At 62.6% G+C, this 18,681-nt stretch carries 16 protein-coding genes and 1 tRNA gene; 9 read left to right on the top strand and 8 right to left on the bottom strand.

Annotated elements, in window-relative coordinates:
* Nucleotides 1-21 precede the first annotated feature (21 nt).
* From U1R88_RS01725 to U1R88_RS01710, 4 genes are all read left to right on the top strand, one after another.
* Nucleotides 22-633 carry a TetR/AcrR family transcriptional regulator gene (locus U1R88_RS01725; RefSeq protein ID WP_322429713.1) on the top strand — a complete coding sequence of 204 codons (612 nt, stop codon included), beginning with the start codon at nt 22-24 and terminating at the stop codon, nt 631-633.
* A 241-nt stretch (nt 634-874) separates the two neighbouring features.
* Nucleotides 875-1,960: a DNA polymerase IV gene (gene dinB, locus U1R88_RS01720; protein WP_322429712.1), complete on the top strand. Its 1,086-nt coding sequence runs from the start codon at nt 875-877 to the stop codon at nt 1,958-1,960.
* A gap of 103 nt (nt 1,961-2,063) precedes the next feature.
* Nucleotides 2,064-2,783 carry an SDR family NAD(P)-dependent oxidoreductase gene (locus tag U1R88_RS01715; RefSeq protein WP_322429711.1) on the top strand — a complete coding sequence of 240 codons (720 nt, stop codon included), beginning with the start codon at nt 2,064-2,066 and terminating at the stop codon, nt 2,781-2,783.
* Nucleotides 2,780-3,886: an S-adenosylmethionine:tRNA ribosyltransferase-isomerase gene (locus U1R88_RS01710; RefSeq protein WP_322429710.1), complete on the top strand. Its 1,107-nt coding sequence runs from the start codon at nt 2,780-2,782 to the stop codon at nt 3,884-3,886. The genes U1R88_RS01715 and U1R88_RS01710 overlap by 4 nt, the downstream gene beginning before the upstream one ends.
* Here the strand turns inward: U1R88_RS01710 and U1R88_RS01705 are convergent.
* Complete coding sequence (locus U1R88_RS01705) at nt 3,876-4,487, bottom strand: helix-turn-helix domain-containing protein (RefSeq protein ID WP_068298698.1); 612 nt, start codon at nt 4,485-4,487, stop codon at nt 3,876-3,878. The two genes, U1R88_RS01710 and U1R88_RS01705, sit on opposite strands and share 11 nt — an antisense overlap.
* Nucleotides 4,488-4,850: 363 nt before the next feature.
* Between U1R88_RS01705 and U1R88_RS01700 the strand changes: the two genes are divergently transcribed.
* A complete protein-coding gene (locus U1R88_RS01700) occupies nt 4,851-5,549 on the top strand; it encodes an AraC family transcriptional regulator (protein WP_425545373.1) in 699 nt (232 codons plus the stop codon).
* Between the two features lie 70 nt (nt 5,550-5,619).
* On the top strand, nt 5,620-6,048 hold the full coding sequence (locus U1R88_RS01695) for a VOC family protein (RefSeq protein WP_322429708.1): 429 nt from the start codon (nt 5,620-5,622) through the stop codon (nt 6,046-6,048).
* A gap of 132 nt (nt 6,049-6,180) precedes the next feature.
* Here U1R88_RS01695 and U1R88_RS01690 read toward each other — a convergent pair whose 3' ends face one another.
* Nucleotides 6,181-8,496, bottom strand: coding sequence for a xanthine dehydrogenase family protein molybdopterin-binding subunit (locus U1R88_RS01690; protein ID WP_322429707.1), 2,316 nt, complete (start codon nt 8,494-8,496; stop codon nt 6,181-6,183).
* A 178-nt stretch (nt 8,497-8,674) separates the two neighbouring features.
* On the opposite strand from U1R88_RS01690, the gene U1R88_RS01685 reads away from it, so the two are divergent.
* Nucleotides 8,675-8,750, top strand: a tRNA-Lys gene (locus U1R88_RS01685).
* Nucleotides 8,751-9,370: 620 nt separating this feature from the next.
* On the top strand, nt 9,371-10,375 hold the full coding sequence (locus tag U1R88_RS01680) for a cupin-like domain-containing protein (RefSeq protein WP_322429706.1): 1,005 nt from the start codon (nt 9,371-9,373) through the stop codon (nt 10,373-10,375).
* Between the two features lie 421 nt (nt 10,376-10,796).
* Here the strand turns inward: U1R88_RS01680 and U1R88_RS01675 are convergent, their stop codons facing one another.
* The 3 genes from U1R88_RS01675 to U1R88_RS01665 all read right to left on the bottom strand — a co-directional run bounded on the left by U1R88_RS01675 (nt 10,797) and on the right by U1R88_RS01665 (nt 14,273).
* Nucleotides 10,797-11,045, bottom strand: a complete 249-nt coding sequence (locus U1R88_RS01675; protein ID WP_322429705.1) for a hypothetical protein — start codon at nt 11,043-11,045, stop codon at nt 10,797-10,799.
* A gap of 181 nt (nt 11,046-11,226) precedes the next feature.
* Complete coding sequence (locus tag U1R88_RS01670; RefSeq protein ID WP_322429704.1) at nt 11,227-11,730, bottom strand: ABZJ_00895 family protein; 504 nt, start codon at nt 11,728-11,730, stop codon at nt 11,227-11,229.
* Nucleotides 11,731-12,992: 1,262 nt separating this feature from the next.
* On the bottom strand, nt 12,993-14,273 hold the full coding sequence (locus U1R88_RS01665; RefSeq protein WP_322429703.1) for a DUF3422 domain-containing protein: 1,281 nt from the start codon (nt 14,271-14,273) through the stop codon (nt 12,993-12,995).
* 235 nt (nt 14,274-14,508) lie between these two features.
* On the opposite strand from U1R88_RS01665, the gene galE reads away from it, so the two are divergent.
* A complete protein-coding gene (gene galE, locus U1R88_RS01660; protein ID WP_322430482.1) occupies nt 14,509-15,489 on the top strand; it encodes a UDP-glucose 4-epimerase GalE in 981 nt (326 codons plus the stop codon).
* A 13-nt stretch (nt 15,490-15,502) separates the two neighbouring features.
* Here the strand turns inward: galE and pip are convergent, their stop codons facing one another.
* The 3 genes from pip to U1R88_RS01645 all read right to left on the bottom strand — a co-directional run bounded on the left by pip (nt 15,503) and on the right by U1R88_RS01645 (nt 18,678).
* Complete coding sequence (gene pip / locus U1R88_RS01655) at nt 15,503-16,504, bottom strand: prolyl aminopeptidase (protein ID WP_322429702.1); 1,002 nt, start codon at nt 16,502-16,504, stop codon at nt 15,503-15,505.
* 237 nt (nt 16,505-16,741) lie between these two features.
* Nucleotides 16,742-17,512: an amino acid ABC transporter ATP-binding protein gene (locus U1R88_RS01650; protein ID WP_068295475.1), complete on the bottom strand. Its 771-nt coding sequence runs from the start codon at nt 17,510-17,512 to the stop codon at nt 16,742-16,744.
* Nucleotides 17,513-17,520: 8 nt separating this feature from the next.
* Nucleotides 17,521-18,678, bottom strand: a complete 1,158-nt coding sequence (locus U1R88_RS01645) for an amino acid ABC transporter permease (protein WP_322429701.1) — start codon at nt 18,676-18,678, stop codon at nt 17,521-17,523.
* Nucleotides 18,679-18,681 lie beyond the last annotated feature (3 nt).

Here is an 18,681-nt window from a genome sequence, read left to right as displayed (position 1 = left end):
GTAATTTTGCAAGAGGTGACGATGGAGCCGTTTCGCATGGAAGACCTCTCGCCAAAGCCGCAGGGCCTGCGGGAGCGCAAGCGGCGAGAAACGTCCGGGCGCATCGTCGAAGAAGGCCTGAAACTGTTCGTGAAACATGGCTATGACGGCACGACGCTCGAGGCGATCGCGCAGGCATCCGGCATCTCGCGCCGGACCTTCTTCTACTATTTCAAATCGAAGGAAGACGTCCTGCTGGCCGCGCATGATGGTGGTTTCCGGGAAGAACTCAAGCCGGCCATGCTGGCGGAGTCCCCCGAGCAGCGCCCGCTGGCTGCCGTCCAACACTGCCTGATCAAGCTTGCTTCCCGGCGCGAGACCAAGGAGTCCATCGTTTTCGACCGCCTGATGCAATCGACCGAGGCCCTGCGCGCACGCAAGGAGGCCGGCTTCGTCGAGACCGAGCGCATCCTGCTGGAGGCGATGTGCGAGCTATGGCCTTCCCCCGAACGGCGGGACGGGCTTCGGCTGGTGGCGATGGTGGCCATGGGCACCTTGCGGCTCGCCCTGGAGAGATGGAAGCAGAGCGAAGCTGCGCGTCCTCTCGCCCACTATGTCGAAGAAAGTTTCGGCCTTTTGGCGAAGGAGTTCTGATGATGGCCGCGGTTCCGCAGAGGGGTGTCGGAACGCAGGCTGCCCTTGCCCGCACTCCCCATCACCGCTGCAGCTCTGCCAATAGCAACGGCATTGCGACTTGACCGATCAGGCACCGTCATTGCGAGCGCAGCGAAGCAATCCAGAGGCACGCGCGGCGCGCTTTGGAGACTGGATTGCTTCGCTGCGCTCGCAATGACGTGCGAGTCAAACATCACGACCATTGATATAGACTGTCGCCATGTCCGCCCCCACCCGCAAGATCATCCATATCGACATGGATGCCTTCTACGCTTCCGTCGAACAGCGTGACGATCCCTCATTGCGCGGACGACCGCTGGCCGTGGGCTACTCGGAACGCCGCGGCGTGGTCGCGGCGGCGAGCTATGAGGCGCGAGCCTTCGGCGTGCGTTCCGCCATGCCCTCCTCGACCGCGCTGCGCAACTGCCCCGATCTCATCTTCGTCAGGCCGCGCTTCGAGGTCTATCGCGCCGTCTCCCGCCAGATCCACGCCGTCTTCGCCGAGTTCACGCCGCTGATCGAGCCTCTGTCGCTGGACGAGGCCTATCTCGACGTCACCGCGAATTTGCAGGGCCTGCCCAGCGCGGCAGCGACGGCGCAGGCCATCCGCACGCGTATTCTCGAGGAAACCGGCCTCACCGCCTCGGCCGGCATCTCCTACAACAAGTTCCTGGCCAAGCTCGCCTCCGATCACCGCAAGCCCAATGGCCAGTTCGTCATCACCCCCGCCATGGGACCGGCTTTCGTGGAGACATTGTCGGTGGCCAAGTTCCACGGTGTCGGCCCGGTCACGGCCGAGAAGATGAACCGTCTCGGCATCATGACCGGCGCCGACCTCAAGGCACAGCCCCTGGAGGATCTCGTCCGCCATTTCGGCAAGGCCGGGGCCTGGTACCATGCGATTGCACGGGGCGAGGACGACCGGCCGGTGGAGCCGGACCGCCCGCGCAAATCCTCCGGCTCCGAGACGACGTTCTCCGACGACCTGACGAAGCCCGAGGATATCGAGGCCGGCGTCCTCGCCATGGCCGACGAGGTCTGGGCCTGGTGCGAGAAAACCCAAGCCTTCGGCCGCACCGTGACGGTGAAGATCAAATATGCCGATTTTCAGCAGGCCACCCGCAGCCGCACCCGGGCTGCACCGGTGCACACCCGGGAAACCCTGCAATCCGTCAGCCTGGACCTCATCCGCAGCGTGTTCCCGCCGACGAAGGGCATCCGCCTGCTCGGCGTCACTCTATCGGGTTTTGCGTCGGAGGAAGTTTCGGACAGCGACCAGCTCGAACTCGGCTTCGAGGAGCCATGATTGCCGAAAAACCTTGCCCTGACTGTCCGCCTTTCGCCACTTGACTTAAAGTTCACTTGAACTTGTATGAAACGAACCTGAGTGATTCAGGGAGTTTCGATCGATGAGCGTTCATACCGATCTCAAGGGCCTTCGCGTCGCCGTTACCGGCGGCACCTCTGGGTTGGGGCTGGCCCTCGTGCGGGCGCTGACCGGGAGAGGCGCGCAGGTCGCCTTCGTTGCCCGCACCAGGGAGGCCGTCGAGCGCGTGGCCGCGGAAACCGGTGCGCTCGGCATTATCGGCGATGTCGGATGCAAGACCGATATCCATCCGATCGCCCTGCAGATCACCGGCAAATTCAGCGGCCTCGACCTGCTCGTCAACAATGCCTCCAGCCTCGGGCCGGTTCCTCTCGACTTGCTGGCCGATACGCAATGCGAGGAACTGGAGGAAGCCCTCGCGACCAATCTGGTCGGCCCTTTCCGCCTGACCAAGGCCCTGTTCGGTGCCCTCACAGCCTCGGCACGGCAGGGGCGCGACGTTGCCGTGGTCAACATCACCAGCGACGCGGCCGTCAACGCTTGTGCCGGCTGGGGCGCCTATGGCGCCAGCAAGGCTGCGCTGCAGCATCTCACCGCCATCTGGGCCGAGGAAGCGCGCGAAGAAGGCGTGCGCTTCCTTGCCATCGATCCCGGCGACATGGACACGCCCCTGCATGCGCAAGCCGTTCCGGAGGCCGACAGATCCGCGCTCAAGCGCCCGGAAGAAGCGGCAGCCGACATCATACGCACCCTGGGCCTGGATCAACCGCGCCTCGCCTTGACCCTGGAGACCCGGCCATGATCGCCGCCGACAATCCCGAACCAGGCGCTGCACGGCTGCTCGCCGTCTCCGACACCGGCAAGATCCGTCATTTGTCGCGCAGTGCCTTGTCGCTGCTATTCAGCTCCGGCGATCTGGTCGTCGCCAATGATGCAGCCACCCTGCCCGCCAGCCTTGCCGGCAGCCATGTCGACAGCGGCAGGGCAATCGAGGTCCGGCTTGCCGCCTGGGTTGCGGCCGGCAACCCCAGCCGTTTCATCGCCGTCGTCTTCGGGGCGGGTGACCACCGCATGCGCACCGAGGACCGCCCTGCGCCACCCCAGTTGTTCGCCGGCGACAAGCTCGAGCTTGGCCCGCTGATGGCCGAGGTCGAACGCCTGCACGGTTATCCCCGTCTGGTAACGCTGCGTTTCTCTGGTCCCTCGGAGCGTATCCTCGCCGGGCTGGCCCGGCATGGGCGACCGATCCAATATGCCCATGTGCCCGAGCCTCTGGCGCTTTGGGACATGAGGACGGCGATCGCGGCCGAACCCTTGGCGTTTGAACCGCCCTCGGCCGGTTTTGCGCTCGATTGGCGCACGATCGCCGCCTGGCGACGGCGCGGTGTCGGCTTTGCCAGCCTGACGCACGCCGCCGGCATTTCCTCGACGGGCGATGCGGTCATGGATCTGCGCCTTCCCTTCGACGAGCCCTATCGCATCCCGGCGGCGACGGCAGCCGCGATCGCGCGCACGAAAGCCGCCGGCGGACGTGTGATCGCCATCGGCACCAGCGTGGTGCGGGCGCTCGAACATGCCGCCTCAGCCCCCTGCGGCCTCAAGGCCGGCGACGGCGTGGCACAGGGTCGAATCGGGCCGAAATCGAGACTTCGTCTCGTCGATGCCATTCTCAGCGGCGTCCATCAGCCGGGCGAAAGCCATTTCGAACTGCTGCGCGCCTTTGCCGACGACCTAACGCTCGACCGCGTCTGCCTGATGCTGGAAGCTTGGAACTATCGCGCCCACGAATTCGGCGATTCCGTGCTGATCGAGCGCCGGACGCCGGAGCGAAAAGAACGGGGCGCAGTTCAGCCGGGGCGCCTTACGGCAGCCTCCCTATGGGCAAGGGCGGCCCCTACTCCATGAGGGCCGCCTTCATGAAGCAGACCATGGTGGCGTGGACGGGCTCGTCGCCGACCACGCGGATGGCATGCTGGCGGTCACAGCGATAGCGGAGCGTCTCGCCGGGCTCCGCCCGTTCGCGCACGCCGGCCACGTCAACCTCGACCACGCCGGCCAGGATCGACAGGCATTCGACCGAGCCGCGCTGATGGGCGTCGCTTTCGAGCACCCCGCCCGGCTCGGCCCTGAAGTCATACCATTGCAACCATTCCACCGTCTTCAGCCAGCCGACCACCGCCAGACGGCACTTGCCATCGTCCGAAATAATCACGGGCGTATCGACACGGGTGGTCTTCTCGATGAAGGGCTCGTCGTCGCTCGAACCCAGCACTCTTTCGATCGAAACGTCGAGAGCCTGGGACAGACGCCAGATCGTCGCCAAAGTGGGGTTGGTCTCGTTGCGCTCGATCTGACTGATGATCGACTTGGCGACGCCCGACTGCTCGGCCAGTTCCGACAGCGAGAGATTATAGGCCTTGCGCAGACGCTGGACCGTCTTGCCGAGTTGCCCCGATAGCGCAACCGCGCCCGCATCGAGTTCACCCCGCCTGTCCAACCCACTCATTGCCAGCCTTTCGTTTGTTATGACGAACGATCGTTTGTTCTGGCGGACAATACGGCCAAGCCGTGCGGGAGAAAAGCCTTTTGATAGGAAACATAGGCGGGTTCGGATACATGTCCATCGCCCAATGAGCTCTCCACGGTCCATGACAGGCTCTAGACCCGGGCCAAGACTCCCCCTGCGAGCCAGATCGTCCTAAGATCGCGCGCTCGATTGCCTGCAGGCGGGCTGCAGGATCGACCAGGATCGACGATGGGGCACGGGCAAAATAGTTCGGGCGAGCCTGTCTTTTGGTACCGGCCTCCGCCCTCTCGGCTGAGCGGGCTGGTCAGCGGGATCTACGGCTATCGGGAGAACGGCGCTGCCATGCAGCGCCTCACCGAGGCTGCCTCGCTGGCCGTGCCGCTGATCATCAATTTCGGCAGCCCTTTCCATATCGGTCTCGGCAGGGCGCCAACCCTGGCAGACAGCTATGGCAGCTTTGCTGCCGGCCTGTTCGCAGGCCCCATCATCATGGATTCTGATGGTGCGGCCGAATGCATCCAGATCAATTTCACGCCGCCCGGCGGCCGGCTGTTCTTCGGGCTGCCAATGAGCGAGCTGGCCGACAGCATGGTCGCGCTGGATGATCTGGCCGATGCCGGCATCGGCCAATTCGCCCGGCGTCTCGCGGACCTGAATTCCTGGCAAGCGCGCCTCGATCTCGCCGAGCGTTTCGTGGGGACGCGCCTCGGGCAGGCTTCGCAGGCCAACCCCGCCATCGGCTGGGCGTTCCGCCAGCTCATGCGCAAAGGCGGCGACGTCCGCATCGGCAGACTGGCGGAAAAACTCGATTGGAGCCGCCGGCGCCTGGTCGCGAGCTTCCGTGAAGAAATCGGACTGCCTCCGAAATCTGTCTCTCGCATCATCCGCTTCAACGCCGCGCAGGCCCTTGCCGCCAAGGACACGGCAGCGGGTTGGGCCGATATCGCGGCGGCTTGCGGTTATACCGATCAGGCGCATCTCACTCGCGAATTTACCGCGCTGGCCGGCTGTTCGCCGGCGGCGTGGCGCCCCGGCGCGTAACATTTCTTCAAGACCGCCCATCGCCCTCGGGAACACACTCGGCTCCGGTCCACAAACGGAGACATTTCCCATGGCGCCATCGTCAACCGAAGCCCCCCGCCTCTACCCGGCCCTGCGCTATGCCAATGCACGCGCCATGATCGACTGGCTGCAGCAGGCCTTCGGCTTCACCCTGCACGCCTGCTACGGCGATGGCGACATCGTCGACCACGCCCAGCTTGCTCTCGGCTCCTCGATGATCATGCTCGGCACGGCGCGCGACGACAATTTCTGCAAGATCGTCGGCTCGCCGGGATCGGGCGGCGGCAAGTCGATCTATATCGCCGTCGACGACGCCGATGCCGCCCATGAGCGCGCCAAGGCCGCTGGGGCAAAGATCGAGGAAGAACCTGTCGATCGCGACTATGGCAGCCGCGAATTCATCTGCCGTGATCCGGAAGGCAATATCTGGGCTTTCGGCACCTATTGGCCGAAGGCATCCGAGCCCGCCTCCCCCTGAAAAGCAGGGGCACGGCAGTCGCGAAAGCTGCCGGAAAGTGGATAGCGGCTTTCGGCAAGCGCGCAGCGACGACGATGGCCTGCGGCGCCGGACCCTGCTGAAATCGGGTCCGGCGCCGCGGCTGCTTTCATCCTATTCGGCCGCCAGCTTCCTGGCCTGCGCGTCCTGGATCGTGCGCCACACCACCTCGGGCGTCGCCGGCATGTCGAGCTTGGTGACGCCGACTCCGCGCCTGAGGGCATCGATCACCGCATTCATCACCGCCGGGGCAGCGCCGATGGTGCCGGCCTCGCCGGCTCCCTTGACGCCGAGCGGATTGTTCTTGCAGGGGATGTTGCGCGTCTCGAAATGGATGAAGGGCAGATCGTCGGCCCGCGGCAGGGCGTAGTCGGTGAGCGAAGCCGTAAGCAACTGGCCGTCTTCCGAATAGACCGTGCGCTCCAGCAAGGCCTGGCCGATACCCTGCACCACGCCGCCATGCACCTGTCCCTCAAGCAGCAGCGGGTTCACCACCATGCCGAAATCGTCGACGATGGTGTAGCCGAGGATCGCGGTGACGCCGGTCTGGGGATCGATCTCCAGCTCGCAGACATGCGTGCCGTTCGGATAGGTCGCCTCGCCGGGCTGATAGTCTGTCTCGGCGCTGAGCAGATCGGGCGTCGCCTTGGGCAGGCGGGCGAGCGCTGCGAAGTCGATGGCCTTGTCGGTGCCGACCACGCGCACGCGGCCGTCGACGATTTCGAGATCGGCGATGCCGGCCTCGAGTTCATCGGAGGCGAGCGTTTTCAGCTTCTCCGCCAGGGTCTGGCTGGCCCGGGCTACGGACGCGCCGCCCACCGGGATCGAGCGCGAGCCGCCGGTGCCGCCGCCCGTCTTGATCAGGTCGGAATCGCCCTGGATCACATTGATTCGCTCCAGCGGCAGGTCGAGATATTGCGAGACGAACTGGGCGTAGGCCGTCAGGTGCCCCTGCCCGTTGGTCTGCGTGCCGATCAGCACGGTGGCGGTACCGTCCTTTTCGAGCGTGACGCTGGCGGCTTCCTTCGGGCCGTCGGCGCAGGCCTCGATATAGGTGGACATGCCAATGCCGCGGAATTTGCCGGCCTTCTTCGAGGCCTGCCAGCGGCCCTTGAAATCACCCCAGCCGGCAACCTCCATCGCCTTGCGCATATGGCCCTCGAACTCACCCGAATCATAGGTGCGGCCAGTGGGCGCCTTGAACGGCATCTGTTCCGGCTTGACGAAATTGCGCGAGCGCACCGTATCGACCGAAAGCCCGGTCTCGAAGGCAATGGCGTCCATCAGCCGCTCGATGAGATAGGCAGCCTCCGGCCGGCCGGCACCGCGATAGGCATCGACCGGCAGCGTGTTGGTGAAGACGCCGCGCACCCTGACGTCCATGGCCGATATCGCATAGGCGCCGGTCGCCATCAGGGCGCCGAGCCAGGGAATGAAGGGCCCGAACTGCGAAAGATAGGCGCCGAGATCGCCAATGATGTCGATCCTCACCGCCAGGATGCGCGAGCGCCGGTCCAGCGCCGCCTCGATGCGGCTGATATTGTCGCGCCCCTGGGTGTCGGCGAGGAAATGCTCGGCCCTGTCGGCGAACCACTTCACCGGCTTGCCCAGGCGCCGCGCCGCCTCCAGCGAGAGCGGATATTCGCGATACATGAAGGCCTTGGTGCCGAAGCCGCCGCCAACATCGCCGGTCTTCACATGCACCTTGTCGGGCTCGACCTTGAAGACATGGTTGGCGAGCGTATCGCGGATGGAGTGCACGCCCTGGCTGCCGACCGTCAGGGTGAAGCGCTTGCCGTCCCATTCGGCCAGACAGCCGCGGGTTTCCATGTAATTGGCGACCAGGCGGTTGTTGACTACGTCCAGGGACACCACGCGGGCCGCCTTGTCGAAGGCCTTGGCCACTTTCTTGGTGTTGCCGATCTGAGCATCGAACGCCAGGTTCGAGCCATGGTCGGGCCAGACCAGCGGTGCGCCCGGTTCCAGGGCAGCCACCGAACCGACGATGGCGTCGAGCGATTCGTAATCGACTGGAATCGCCTCGGCGGCGTCACGGGCTTCGATAAGCGAATCGGCGACCACGAAGGCCACCGCATCGCCGACATGGCGCACCACGTCCCGCGCCAAAAGCGGATAGGGCTGCGGGCGCTGCGGCGAGCCGTCGGCGTTCTTCATCAAGGCCAGGCAGGGCAGGTCCCCGAGCCCATCGAGATCGGTCGCCGTGAGAATCAGCTTAACCCCCGGCATCGCCGCAGCGTCGGAGAGATCACCGATGCTGAAGCGGGCATGGGCATAGGGAGAGCGCAGGACATAGGCCCTGAGCACGCCGGAACGCGATTCGTCGTCGACATAACGGCCCGTGCCCGTAATGAAGGACTGGTCCTCCTTGCGGCGCACGGCCTGGCCAACGCCAAATTTGGTGGGCGGCATACGGGACCTCCGGCGATTTAATGAATGGCGCTTTTGAATAGAGCCTTCGAATAGCACGCCGGAGCGCAATTTCAAAAAAGCTGAAGAATTTTTCCGTCACACGCTAGACACACACAAAGAGCTTTGCTACATCGCCGCCATCGAACGCGGCACCGCGTCGCGCTTCGGTGGTTTCGATGGGCGCATAGCTCAGTTGGTAGAGCAGCTGACTCTTAATCAGCGGGTCCTAGGTTCGAGCCCTAGTGCGCCCACCATCGAAACTCCTGATATCGCTGACGAAAAGCAAGGCGCCCTCTGGGGCGCCTTCTTTCGTTTCAAATCCAGTCGTCCCACGCGGCACCTCCGTTTTCCCTCCTGCCATGCAGGACGTGCAGAGATCGCGCGGCGATGGCCGCCGGCTTGCGGCTCGTACCAAACTCCTGGAGGTGGAAGATGCCGGCGAATGATGCCGTCATCGAGCCCGGATGATGGCGGCGTTGCCCAACAGAAAGTCGGCGCGCTGTCCTGGGAGCTTGTTTGAAAACATGCCGGACTCGCGGCCGGCGATTACGACATCCATAGTTCTGGCCGTTCCATTCTCGATGAATATTGCGCCCGCCGAAAATAACTACATGATGCCGCGACGTAATGTATATCGGTCAGAATTCAGGCGTCATCACGATCTGAATTCCCGACTATCCTTCATATCGGAGATAAATCGATCTCAACGCGACAATCTTCGAAACTAATCATCTCAGATGATGACGCAGGCATGACGTTCACCCTCCTAAAGAATTAATATTTGCCTATCTCCTACTCCTTATAAAATTTCATACAGGTGATATTATCAGCATTACTGGACTGGGGGCATTCCAGAAAGAGCGAGTTACTGATCATGAACATCGCCTTCGAAAATAAAATAGAGAGAGGACCGCCATCAATTTGTGACGACATAGATCACATACTCGAAACCAGCGAACGAACATTTAAAGAAAATTACAACGTTCGACCTTTCAAAGTTCATCATACACTTTGCCGGAGTGGCTTGTTCGAGATCTCCGAGATCGTCAAAACTGCCCGCAGCATCATCGGGAGTGGCAATGCAGCCGATTTTCTCGCTCTCGATTTGAGAAAGGAATCGATCAGCAGCAAATTCACCGAGGCTACGCAGCACGATCGATTGACGGAAGTGATCGAACGCCTCGGCGAGGGAGGCTCCTGGATCAGGCTTTCGCGGACGCAGGACTATAATCGCGACTATGCCCAGGTTCTCGCCCGACTCATCGACGAAATCGGGATCTATGCCGATCGTCCGTTCCGCCAGGAGGTGACCTGGGCGACCTTGACCGTGATTCTGACCTCACCGGGGATCTCTACCCCCTTCCATATCGACCACGAATCCAACTTCCTGTTCCAGATTCAGGGCGAGAAGGATGTCTGTCTGTTCGATCCCGGAGACCGCGAGGTTCTGCCGGAAATCGAGCTCGAACGCTTCTATGCCAGCAGCTACAATACGCCGAGCTACAAGCCCGAACTGCAGAGCCACGGCCAGATCTTCAAGCTGACGCCCGGCGAAGCCGTGCATCATCCGCCTGTGGCGCCCCACTGGGTCAAGAACGGCAACAACGTCTCGGTAAGCCTGAGCATTTCCTTCTGCATGCGTCCGTTGGAGCAACGAGCCAGAATCTATCAGGCCAATTTCATGCTGCGCCAGCTCCGGCTGAAGCCGAGACCACCCGGTTACTCCCCCAGGCGGGATGCCCTCAAGGCCAAGCTGGTCTCAGCCCTTGAAATGCCCAATCCCAAGACCTTCCAGGATATCGTCTATTCTCCGATGACCCGGCTGAAATCGCCCATGCAATTCCTGAAGAAAGTTTCCGGTCATCGAGGCAGCGCCTGAGAAGTCGACGTGCCTTCCGGTCGAGCTTCAACCGATCGGCGGAACCGCCAAAAGAAAACCCGGCGCTGTCGGAACGCCGGGCCAAGGAGGTTGCTGTCTCGCTGAATCGCGAGCCGATGGTGATAAATTTCATATCACGTGATACGCGCGTGACATGAGAGCCACGCGGGCACGGTGGCCCCGGTCCTGCCATTCGCTGCCAAAGAAAAAGCCCGGCGATACGCTACCTGCCGGGCCAAGATCGGATGCGACGTATCGGGCCGGTATTGGGACGGCCGACAACATGCGATGATTAGACCAAATGGTGTGACGGGAGCGTGATAGAACTCGGCGCGCTGCGTCTCCGGCATTCACGCTGCCAATTTCCTGATGAAGAAACCGCTTGCTACCCATCTCTGCGCCCTGCTGCCAACGCCGGCTGTCACGGCTTGGATAAACGCTTCACATTGGATCGAACCTTGCGCCGATAGTCTCGAACCACAGCACCAGGTGCCGCACCCGTCATCAGCTTGCCAGCGGCGTTCTGCGCGGCAACGACTTTCTCGCTGATCATCAGCTTGGCCTCGCGCTCGGCGCGGCTTCCACCCTGCGCCAGCCGAAGCGTACGCAGCCAAATGGCCTGCTGCGATTCAAAAGCAAGCATCGACATGTCGTAAAACAGTTTGAACATCAGATCTCCTATGCCCTTGCGTAACATAGTCCGATGTTTGCGACGCAGCTATGTCGATCACGCAAGTCCGGCATTCACACCTGCCGCTCCTCCACGACTACAACACTCCTTCGCCACTTCCGTTGAAGAGGGCGACCTGCCCCTCCGGCCTTCGGGTCGGAGGGGCGACCTGCGTTTTGCTTCAGAACGCGCTGGTGGCGTCCTTGCGCATTTTCTTCACGACGGGATTGGCTCCCATCCACAGAAACAGCCGCGTCAGGGCCACAAAGAGCAGGAACAATCCACCAAGCGCCAAGGGCACCAGCCATTGCTCGTCGCCGCGCAGGCGGAACGAGCCGAGGCTGCCCAGTTCCTGCCAACTGTCGGTCAAGGCAATGAAGCCGAAGATCACAGCCAGATTGAAGGCCAGCGATATCACGAAGCCGACAAGCGCTATCAACCAGGCCTTGACGCCCCTGGGCTTCATGCCGGTGCGGGTTGCATAGTATTTCCCGGTTCCCGAGCCCGCCGTCATCAAGGGCAGCACGCCCAGGAAGGAATTCTTGCTCATGTCGATATGCAAGAAGGCTTCCAGCAAGAAGGCAATGACCACGACGGCGATCGCCGCAAGAACATATATCCATGAAAAGCGAAAGACGACTGCTCCGAATGAAACGGTATTGGTCGCCGGAACGTAACTATCCACTCACAAGCCCCCCAGGCTCAAACGAAACTCAGCAAGCTGTTTTCAGCCCGCATTCGACCGCCCCTCTAGCTGATTCTCCTTGCTGTTATGAGTTGTACGTTCGGACTAGGCAGTTCCAGGCGAAACTCCCGGTCACCTTTGCTCCCACAAAACGCCGGGTCGAGGCGTCCACCCGAATGATGCATGCAGCCAAAGAAAAAGCCCGGCGCTAGACGACCTGCCGGGCCAGGATCTTCGGATGCAATGATGTCATCGAGGCGATGTCGGAGGGTGGCCGACAACAATCGATCAATGACCCGAAGGGTGAGACGGGGATGCGATATAGCTAAACTGGCCATTGTGCCATGGGATCATGTCCTTGGGCTTCGTCTGTGTTCCAGGTGTTCTTCGCCATGCGCACAGATTAGGAATATCGTCTATATTAAAGTATGCACCCCCAATACCTATGTATGGCCCAGCTGCGTCTGACGTCTAATTCTTATCTAAGTTTCAACGGTCTAACTCACGGGCGTTCCCACCCCGGGAACCCGGAGGCCCGGATGACAACCTCAGCAAGGCGTCCTCCCCGGGCCTCCCCCCTTTTTGGGCGATCCATCCTTTGCGTGATGCAACCGCGATTGAGCTTCCTCTCGAGGAGGACACGAGCCCGTCTGTCCTGATCCCAGAACAGGAAGAAGTGAGCGAGACAATGCGCGTCCTGTGCGAAAACGCACAACCCCGTGCCGCGGCACAGGCTAAGCCGCGCATGGATCATCTCACTGGTCCATGCAGTGCATCTCGACACATCTCCATCAGACCCGAGCCCGCTCCATGATCGCCAGAGCCCCCCTCCTGCTGCCCGCCGCGTTGATGTGCCTGGTAGTGCTTGCGCCCACCGGGCTTGCCGCTCAAGAAGCGCCCATGGCGAACGCTCCTGCAACGGCCCCCGCTTGCGCTCCAGGCTTCCATTTCAATCAGTGGCGCAGATGCGTACCCAACCGCTCCATCAACGACGCCAGTCGCGATGCGTTCGATCCCCGACGCATGGTGTCGAGTGCCTCGGTCGGCCAGACATCGGAGCATCACAAAACCATTGACGTATGCCCGCCGTCGCAGCGTCCCAATCACGCCGGCCAATGCATTCCCAACGGCTGACGGGGGCCGGCACACCGCCTCGAAAACGACCGATACGGCCGAATGGCCCGCTCATCGACCGGCAACAGAGTTACCCAAGGGCCTGGCGAGGCCTCTTTTTACCCTTTTGGACGGTTCGAATAGGCCCTTCAGGCGGCGCGCTTGCGCAGGCTCTTGATGCCGCACCAGACCAAGAACAGCACCACCGGCGCCGCGCACAGCATGGCAATGGCCTTGTCGACATGCCAGATATGGCTGACGCCCTCGATCATGTAGCCGATGATGGCAAGGGCATAGTAGGAGATCGCGATGATGGAGAGCCCCTCCACCGTCTCCTGCAGACGATATTGGCTTTCCGACGTGCGCGAGATGGTATCGAGAATCGTCTGGTTCTGGGTTTCCAGGCTCAGGCTGATATGGGCATTCAAGAGTTCCGCCGAGCGCTCCAGTTTCATTGCCACCGCCTGCAGGCGCTTTTCCGTCGCCAGGCAGGTGGCTACCGCCGGTGTGGTCCGATTGGTCAGATAGCGGTCGATGGTGGTGAACTCGCCGATCGGTCGCTCGACGAGCTGCCGCAGGCGGGTATCGAGCACGGCCGCATAAGCCTGGCTTGCCGCGAAACGGAAACTGGTTTCCTCGATACTGCGGCCAACCTCTGCCGACAGCGCATGGATGCTCTCCAGCGCCTCCCGGTTCTCCCTGGTCGAATGGGTATGGCCGACGCGTCCCATCACCTGGCTGACAGCCCCCTCGAACTGGCGGATCGTGGAGCCGAGCGCCCGAGCCACCGGCAGGCCGAGCAGGACGAAATTGCTGTAGGTCTCAATCTCCAGAAGCCGGCGCACAAGCACGCCACGGCGCAAGACGTTGCACTGGCCGGCCGCGAGTTCGTAGCGGGTGAAGCCGTCGCGATCACGATTGAAATCGGTCGCGACCTGGGCCCGGCCGTCATAAAGCTCGGAATAGCACAGGCTGATCGGGTTGAAGCCGACCAGCGCCGCTTCCGTGATCGTATGGGTTTCTGTCAGGTCGACACGCGTAGCGCTGACCCGCTGCAGCCCCGCAAAGCAATCCAGGCCGATATCCTCCGGCCAGGGCTCGCGGTCGGTGAGATCGGACTGCCAGGTCAGGGTCGCGAATTCGTTGTGGAGTTCGAAGGTGGCCTTGCGCCCTCCCCGTTCCACCTTGATGTGGCGTGTACGTGCATCGTCGAAGGGCAGCACGGGCTGGCCAGCGAAAAGGGCGAAGCGCCGCGCCACCTCCTCCAACGAAGGTCCGGCATCCGCCGGCATGAAGGCGATCCTGCGGATGCGGGCCGAGGTTGCGATCGGTTCAGTCGGCCGGGCATGCAACTCGGCATAGATGGCCGCTCGCCCCTGATGGTCGACAAACGGGGGCTCGCTCGCTTCCGAGACGCCGATCGCCGTCATCGTGATTTCTCCAATTCCATTGCGCCGAGCCTTTCGAAGCAATTTCCGGGCCAGTATTTGCTGGTTTACCCCACCTGTACCCGCAGGAAATACACGCCAGCGTTGCAGTGCGAAAGGCTGAACAAGTGCACTCGCCCGCCTCCATTTGACGCGGCACGGCCATTCTTTGCTTCTCATCGACGGTTGAGGCCCTTACACCGGCATGTCGCAATCGCCCGTCAGGAGCACGAGAGCCATCGTGAGTATCATCTTGGTCACCGGGGGCGCCGGCTATATCGGCAGCCATGTCTGCAAGACCCTGGCTTCATCCGGGTACAGCCCCGTCGCCTGCGACGATCTCTCGAACGGCAGAGAAGGCCATGTACGCTGGGGGCCGCTCGAACAGGGCGACATTACCGATGCGGACTGGCTTGCCGGCGTTTTCGCTCGCCATCGCCCCGAAGCGGTCATGCATCTTGCCGCCTACGCGAATGTGGGGTCGTCAGTCACCGATCCCTCGCCCTGCTATGAGGCCAATGTCGCAGGCACGCTCGCCGTGATCGAGGCAGCCCGGCACAATGGCAATTGCCCGATCATCTTCTCCTCGACCTGCGCCGTCTATGGCGACGCCCCCGCCCTTCCGGTCACCGAAACCTCTCCCACGGCGCCTGTCAGCCCCTATGGCACCTCCAAGCTCATCGGTGAGCAGGCGCTCCGCCACTACGACTCGGCCTATGGATTGCGGAGTGTGACGCTGCGCTATTTCAACGCGGCCGGCGCCGACCCCGACTGCGAGATCGGCGAGCCGCATGCGACGAGCAGCCTCGCCATACCCAAGGCCATCCGGGCTGCCTTGGGCCTCGGCCCCGCCTTCAGGCTATTCGGTACGGACTATGCCACGGCCGATGGCACCGCCATGCGCGACTATGTCCACGTCATCGATATTGCCGATGCGCATCTGCGGGCCCTCGATCACCTGCAGGCGGGACGCGGCAGCCTCACGCTCAATCTGGGCAGTGGCCGCGGTGCCACCGTACGGGAACTGCTGAATGCGGTCGAAACCGCTACCGGGCACCCCGTACCGGTCGAGCCTCACCCCCGCCGTAGCGGCGACCCGGCCGCCCTCTATGCGAATATCGACAGGGCAGCCGATGCGCTGGGCTGGACTCCGGCCAATAGCGACCTCCACGGTATCATCGCCAGCGCCGCAGCCTGGATCGAGAAGTCGCCGGGCTGAGGCGGGAGGAGCCTCAGCCCGCCGCCGCTCCCAGCAGGCGGGCATATTTGTCTGTGGCCTCGACCAGGCGATGCAGCGTGCCCGGCTCGGAGAAGGAATGGCCGGAATCCTCCACCATCTGCAATTCCGCCTTGGGCCAGCGCTTGGCCAATTCCCAGGCCGTGACCGGCGGACAGACCACGTCGTAGCGCCCCTGCACGATAGTGCCGGGAATGTCGGCGAGCTTGCCAGCGTCGCGCAGCAACTGGCCCTCCTCCATCCAGCCGCCATGCACGAAATAATGGTTTTCGATACGCGCGAAGGCCAGGGCAAACTGTTCCTGGGCGTGTCCCGTGGCCAGCCCTTCCGGCATCAGGGTCGAGGTCTCCCCCTCCCACACGCTCCAGGATCGGGCCGCGGCCAGGCGAGCTGCCGCGTCGTCGCCCGTCAAGCGGCGGTGATAGGTCAGGATCGGATCGGCCCAGGCATCCTGCGGCAGGTCCTTGCGGAAGGCTTCCCACTTGTCCGGGAAGAAATAGGAAGCCCCTTCCCGATAATACCAGTCGAGTTCCATGCGGCGCAGGGTGAAGATGCCGCGCAGCATGAGTGCCTGCACCGTCTGAGGATGGCTCTGCGCATAGGCCAGCGCCAGGGTCGAACCCCAGGAGCCGCCGAACAGGCCCCAACGCTCGACCTTCAGCACCTCCTTGCGCAGGCGCTCCATGTCGGCGACGAGATGCCAGGTGGTGTTGGCGTCGAGACTGGCGTGCGGGCGGGAGCGGCCGCAGCCGCGCTGATCGAACAGCAGGATATTCCAATGGCGCGGATCGAACAGGCGCCGGTGCTTGGCCGAACAGCCAGCGCCCGGACCACCATGCAGAAAGGCTACCGGCAGGCCTTCCGGATTGCCGGCCAGTTCCCAATAGATGGAATGGCCGTCGCCGACATCGAGCATGCCAGAGCGATAAGCCTCGATTTCGGGATAAAGCCCGCGCCTCGGCGTGCCATCGGGCTCGCTCGAGCGATCAAACGCCATGATGAAATTCCTGCGTACTGAAGTGTTTGTGCCGATAGTCGAGGAGAAGCCCCGACAATGCAAATGGCTGGCTCCTGTAGCGTTTTGCGATTTCCCGGGGGCACCTCGAATCGCAAACACGCGTCGGAACGCGCAGTTGGAGCAAAGGGGGGTTCACACTTGAACGCGCTTTGCTCCGGGGAAGCCAGCCAGCGGAAGTGGCTGCGGCCGACGGCGAAGCCGGCCGCGCTGTGATCCTCAGTGCAGAATCTGGCTGAGGAAGAGCTTTGTGCGCTCGTGCTGGGGATTGGAGAAGAAGGCGTTCGGCTCGTTGCTCTCGACGATCTGTCCGGCATCCATGAAGATCACGCGGTCGGCGACCTGGCGGGCGAAGCCCATTTCATGGGTGACACACAGCATGGTCATGCCGTCATTGGCAAGACCGACCATGGTGTCGAGCACTTCCTTCACCATTTCCGGATCGAGAGCCGAGGTCGGCTCGTCGAACAGCATGATCTTGGGATTCATGCACAGAGCCCGGGCAATCGCCACGCGCTGTTGCTGGCCGCCCGAAAGCTGGCCCGGATATTTGTTGGCCTGCTCGGGAATCTTGACGCGCTTGAGGAAGTGCATCGCCTTTTCGGTGGCGTCGGCCTTCGACATCTTGCGCACCCAGATCGGGGCAAGCGTGCAGTTTTCCAGCACGGTCAGGTGCGGGAACAGGTTGAAGTGCTGGAACACCATGCCGACCTCGCGGCGCACCTCGTCGATGCGCTTGAGGTCGTTGGTAAGCTCGATGCCGTCGACGACGATCGAACCCTTCTGATGTTCCTCCAGGCGATTGATGCAGCGGATCATCGTCGATTTGCCCGAGCCCGACGGCCCGCAGATCACGATGCGCTCGCCCCGCTTCACGGTGAGGTTGATGTTCTTGAGAACGTTGAACTCACCATACCACTTGTTCATATCGGTGATCTGAACGGCGATCGGGCTGAGTTCCCCAGCAGTGTTTTGAGCGGCGTTAGCCATTTTTCCCCTCAACGTTTGTAACCGGTATCGAGACGACGCTCCAAGCCCTGCGAGTAGCGCGACATCGAGAAACAGCAGATCCAGAAGAAGATAGCGGCGAATGCATAGCCCGTATAGTAGGTCACGGGCGTCGCCCAGTTCGGATCGGGAATGGACGCCTCGATCGTCTTCAGGAAATCGAAAATGCCCACGATGGCCACCAGCGTGGTGTCCTTGAACAGGGCGATGAAGGTGTTGACGATGCTGGGGATCACCAGGCGCAGGGCCTGCGGCAGGATGATGAAGATCAGCATGTAGGAATAGTTCAGGCCCAGGGCCTGGGCCCCTTCATACTGGCCCTTGGGAATGGCCTGCAGGCCGCCGCGCACCACTTCCGCCATATAGGCCGACCAGAACAGCGCCACGCCGACAAGCACGCGCAGCAGCGAATCCGGGCGCCAGCCTTCGGGCAGGAACAGCGGCAGCATGACGTTGGCCATGAACAGCACCGTGATCAGCGGCACGCCGCGCCAGAACTCGATATACATCACCGAGATGGTACGGGCGATCGGCATGCTCGAGCGCCGCCCGAGTGCCAGGAGTACGCCGAGCGGCAGGGACGCCACGATGCCGACCACAGCGATCACCAGCGTCACGAGAATGCCGCCCCACAGATTGGTGGGGACATGCACCAGCCCGAAGAAGCCCCCCACCAGCAGCCAGAAGGCCAGCAGCGGGAAGACGACGAAGAAGTAGAGGATGCCCCAGCCCTTCGCTCCGATCCTTGGCCAGAGCAGCCAGAGGACGCCGATGGCGGCCAACAGGCCCGTGAGGTTGACGCGCCAGCGCTCGTCGACCGGATATTGGCCATAGATGAAATATTGCAGGCGCGTCTCGACGAAGGGCCAGCAGGCACCGACATGCCGCCCGACATTGGCCTCGAGGCAGGCATTGCGGTCGGTGCCGGTCCAGACGGCATCGAAGATCATGAAGCGCAGGACGCCCGGCAGCACCCAGATCACCAGCAGCACTGCCAGAACGGTGAGGATGGAGTTGGTGACGGACGAGAACAGGTTCTTTTTCAGCCAGCCGAGTACGCCGGTGGTCGCAGCCGGCGGCGGCTGCGGCTCGAAGGTCTTGGTCGAGACGAAGGCCGGGCTGCCGGCGGGGGAAGTTGCGTCGCTCATGGC

This window comes from Labrys sedimenti, assembly GCF_034424805.1.
Classification (GTDB): Bacteria; Pseudomonadota; Alphaproteobacteria; order Rhizobiales; family Labraceae; genus Labrys; species Labrys sedimenti.
The sequence above is the reverse complement of the archived record's forward strand: the minus strand, read 5'-3'. Positions and strand labels throughout refer to the sequence as shown.

What these genes read in the sequence shown, in the direction of transcription:
- U1R88_RS01725 (WP_322429713.1), top strand. Translation starts at nt 22, where the DNA reads ATGGAGCCGTTTCGCATGGAAGACCTCTCGCCAAAGCCGCAGGGCCTG.
- dinB (WP_322429712.1), top strand. Translation starts at nt 875, where the DNA reads ATGTCCGCCCCCACCCGCAAGATCATCCATATCGACATGGATGCCTTC.
- U1R88_RS01715 (WP_322429711.1), top strand. Translation starts at nt 2,064, where the DNA reads ATGAGCGTTCATACCGATCTCAAGGGCCTTCGCGTCGCCGTTACCGGC.
- U1R88_RS01710 (WP_322429710.1), top strand. Translation starts at nt 2,780, where the DNA reads ATGATCGCCGCCGACAATCCCGAACCAGGCGCTGCACGGCTGCTCGCC.
- U1R88_RS01705 (WP_068298698.1), bottom strand. Translation starts at nt 4,487, where the DNA reads ATGAGTGGGTTGGACAGGCGGGGTGAACTCGATGCGGGCGCGGTTGCG.
- U1R88_RS01700 (WP_425545373.1), top strand. Translation starts at nt 4,851, where the DNA reads ATGCAGCGCCTCACCGAGGCTGCCTCGCTGGCCGTGCCGCTGATCATC.
- U1R88_RS01695 (WP_322429708.1), top strand. Translation starts at nt 5,620, where the DNA reads ATGGCGCCATCGTCAACCGAAGCCCCCCGCCTCTACCCGGCCCTGCGC.
- U1R88_RS01690 (WP_322429707.1), bottom strand. Translation starts at nt 8,496, where the DNA reads ATGCCGCCCACCAAATTTGGCGTTGGCCAGGCCGTGCGCCGCAAGGAG.
- U1R88_RS01680 (WP_322429706.1), top strand. Translation starts at nt 9,371, where the DNA reads ATGAACATCGCCTTCGAAAATAAAATAGAGAGAGGACCGCCATCAATT.
- U1R88_RS01675 (WP_322429705.1), bottom strand. Translation starts at nt 11,045, where the DNA reads ATGTTCAAACTGTTTTACGACATGTCGATGCTTGCTTTTGAATCGCAG.
- U1R88_RS01665 (WP_322429703.1), bottom strand. Translation starts at nt 14,273, where the DNA reads ATGACGGCGATCGGCGTCTCGGAAGCGAGCGAGCCCCCGTTTGTCGAC.
- pip (WP_322429702.1), bottom strand. Translation starts at nt 16,504, where the DNA reads ATGGCGTTTGATCGCTCGAGCGAGCCCGATGGCACGCCGAGGCGCGGG.
- U1R88_RS01650 (WP_068295475.1), bottom strand. Translation starts at nt 17,512, where the DNA reads ATGGCTAACGCCGCTCAAAACACTGCTGGGGAACTCAGCCCGATCGCC.
- U1R88_RS01645 (WP_322429701.1), bottom strand. Translation starts at nt 18,678, where the DNA reads ATGAGCGACGCAACTTCCCCCGCCGGCAGCCCGGCCTTCGTCTCGACC.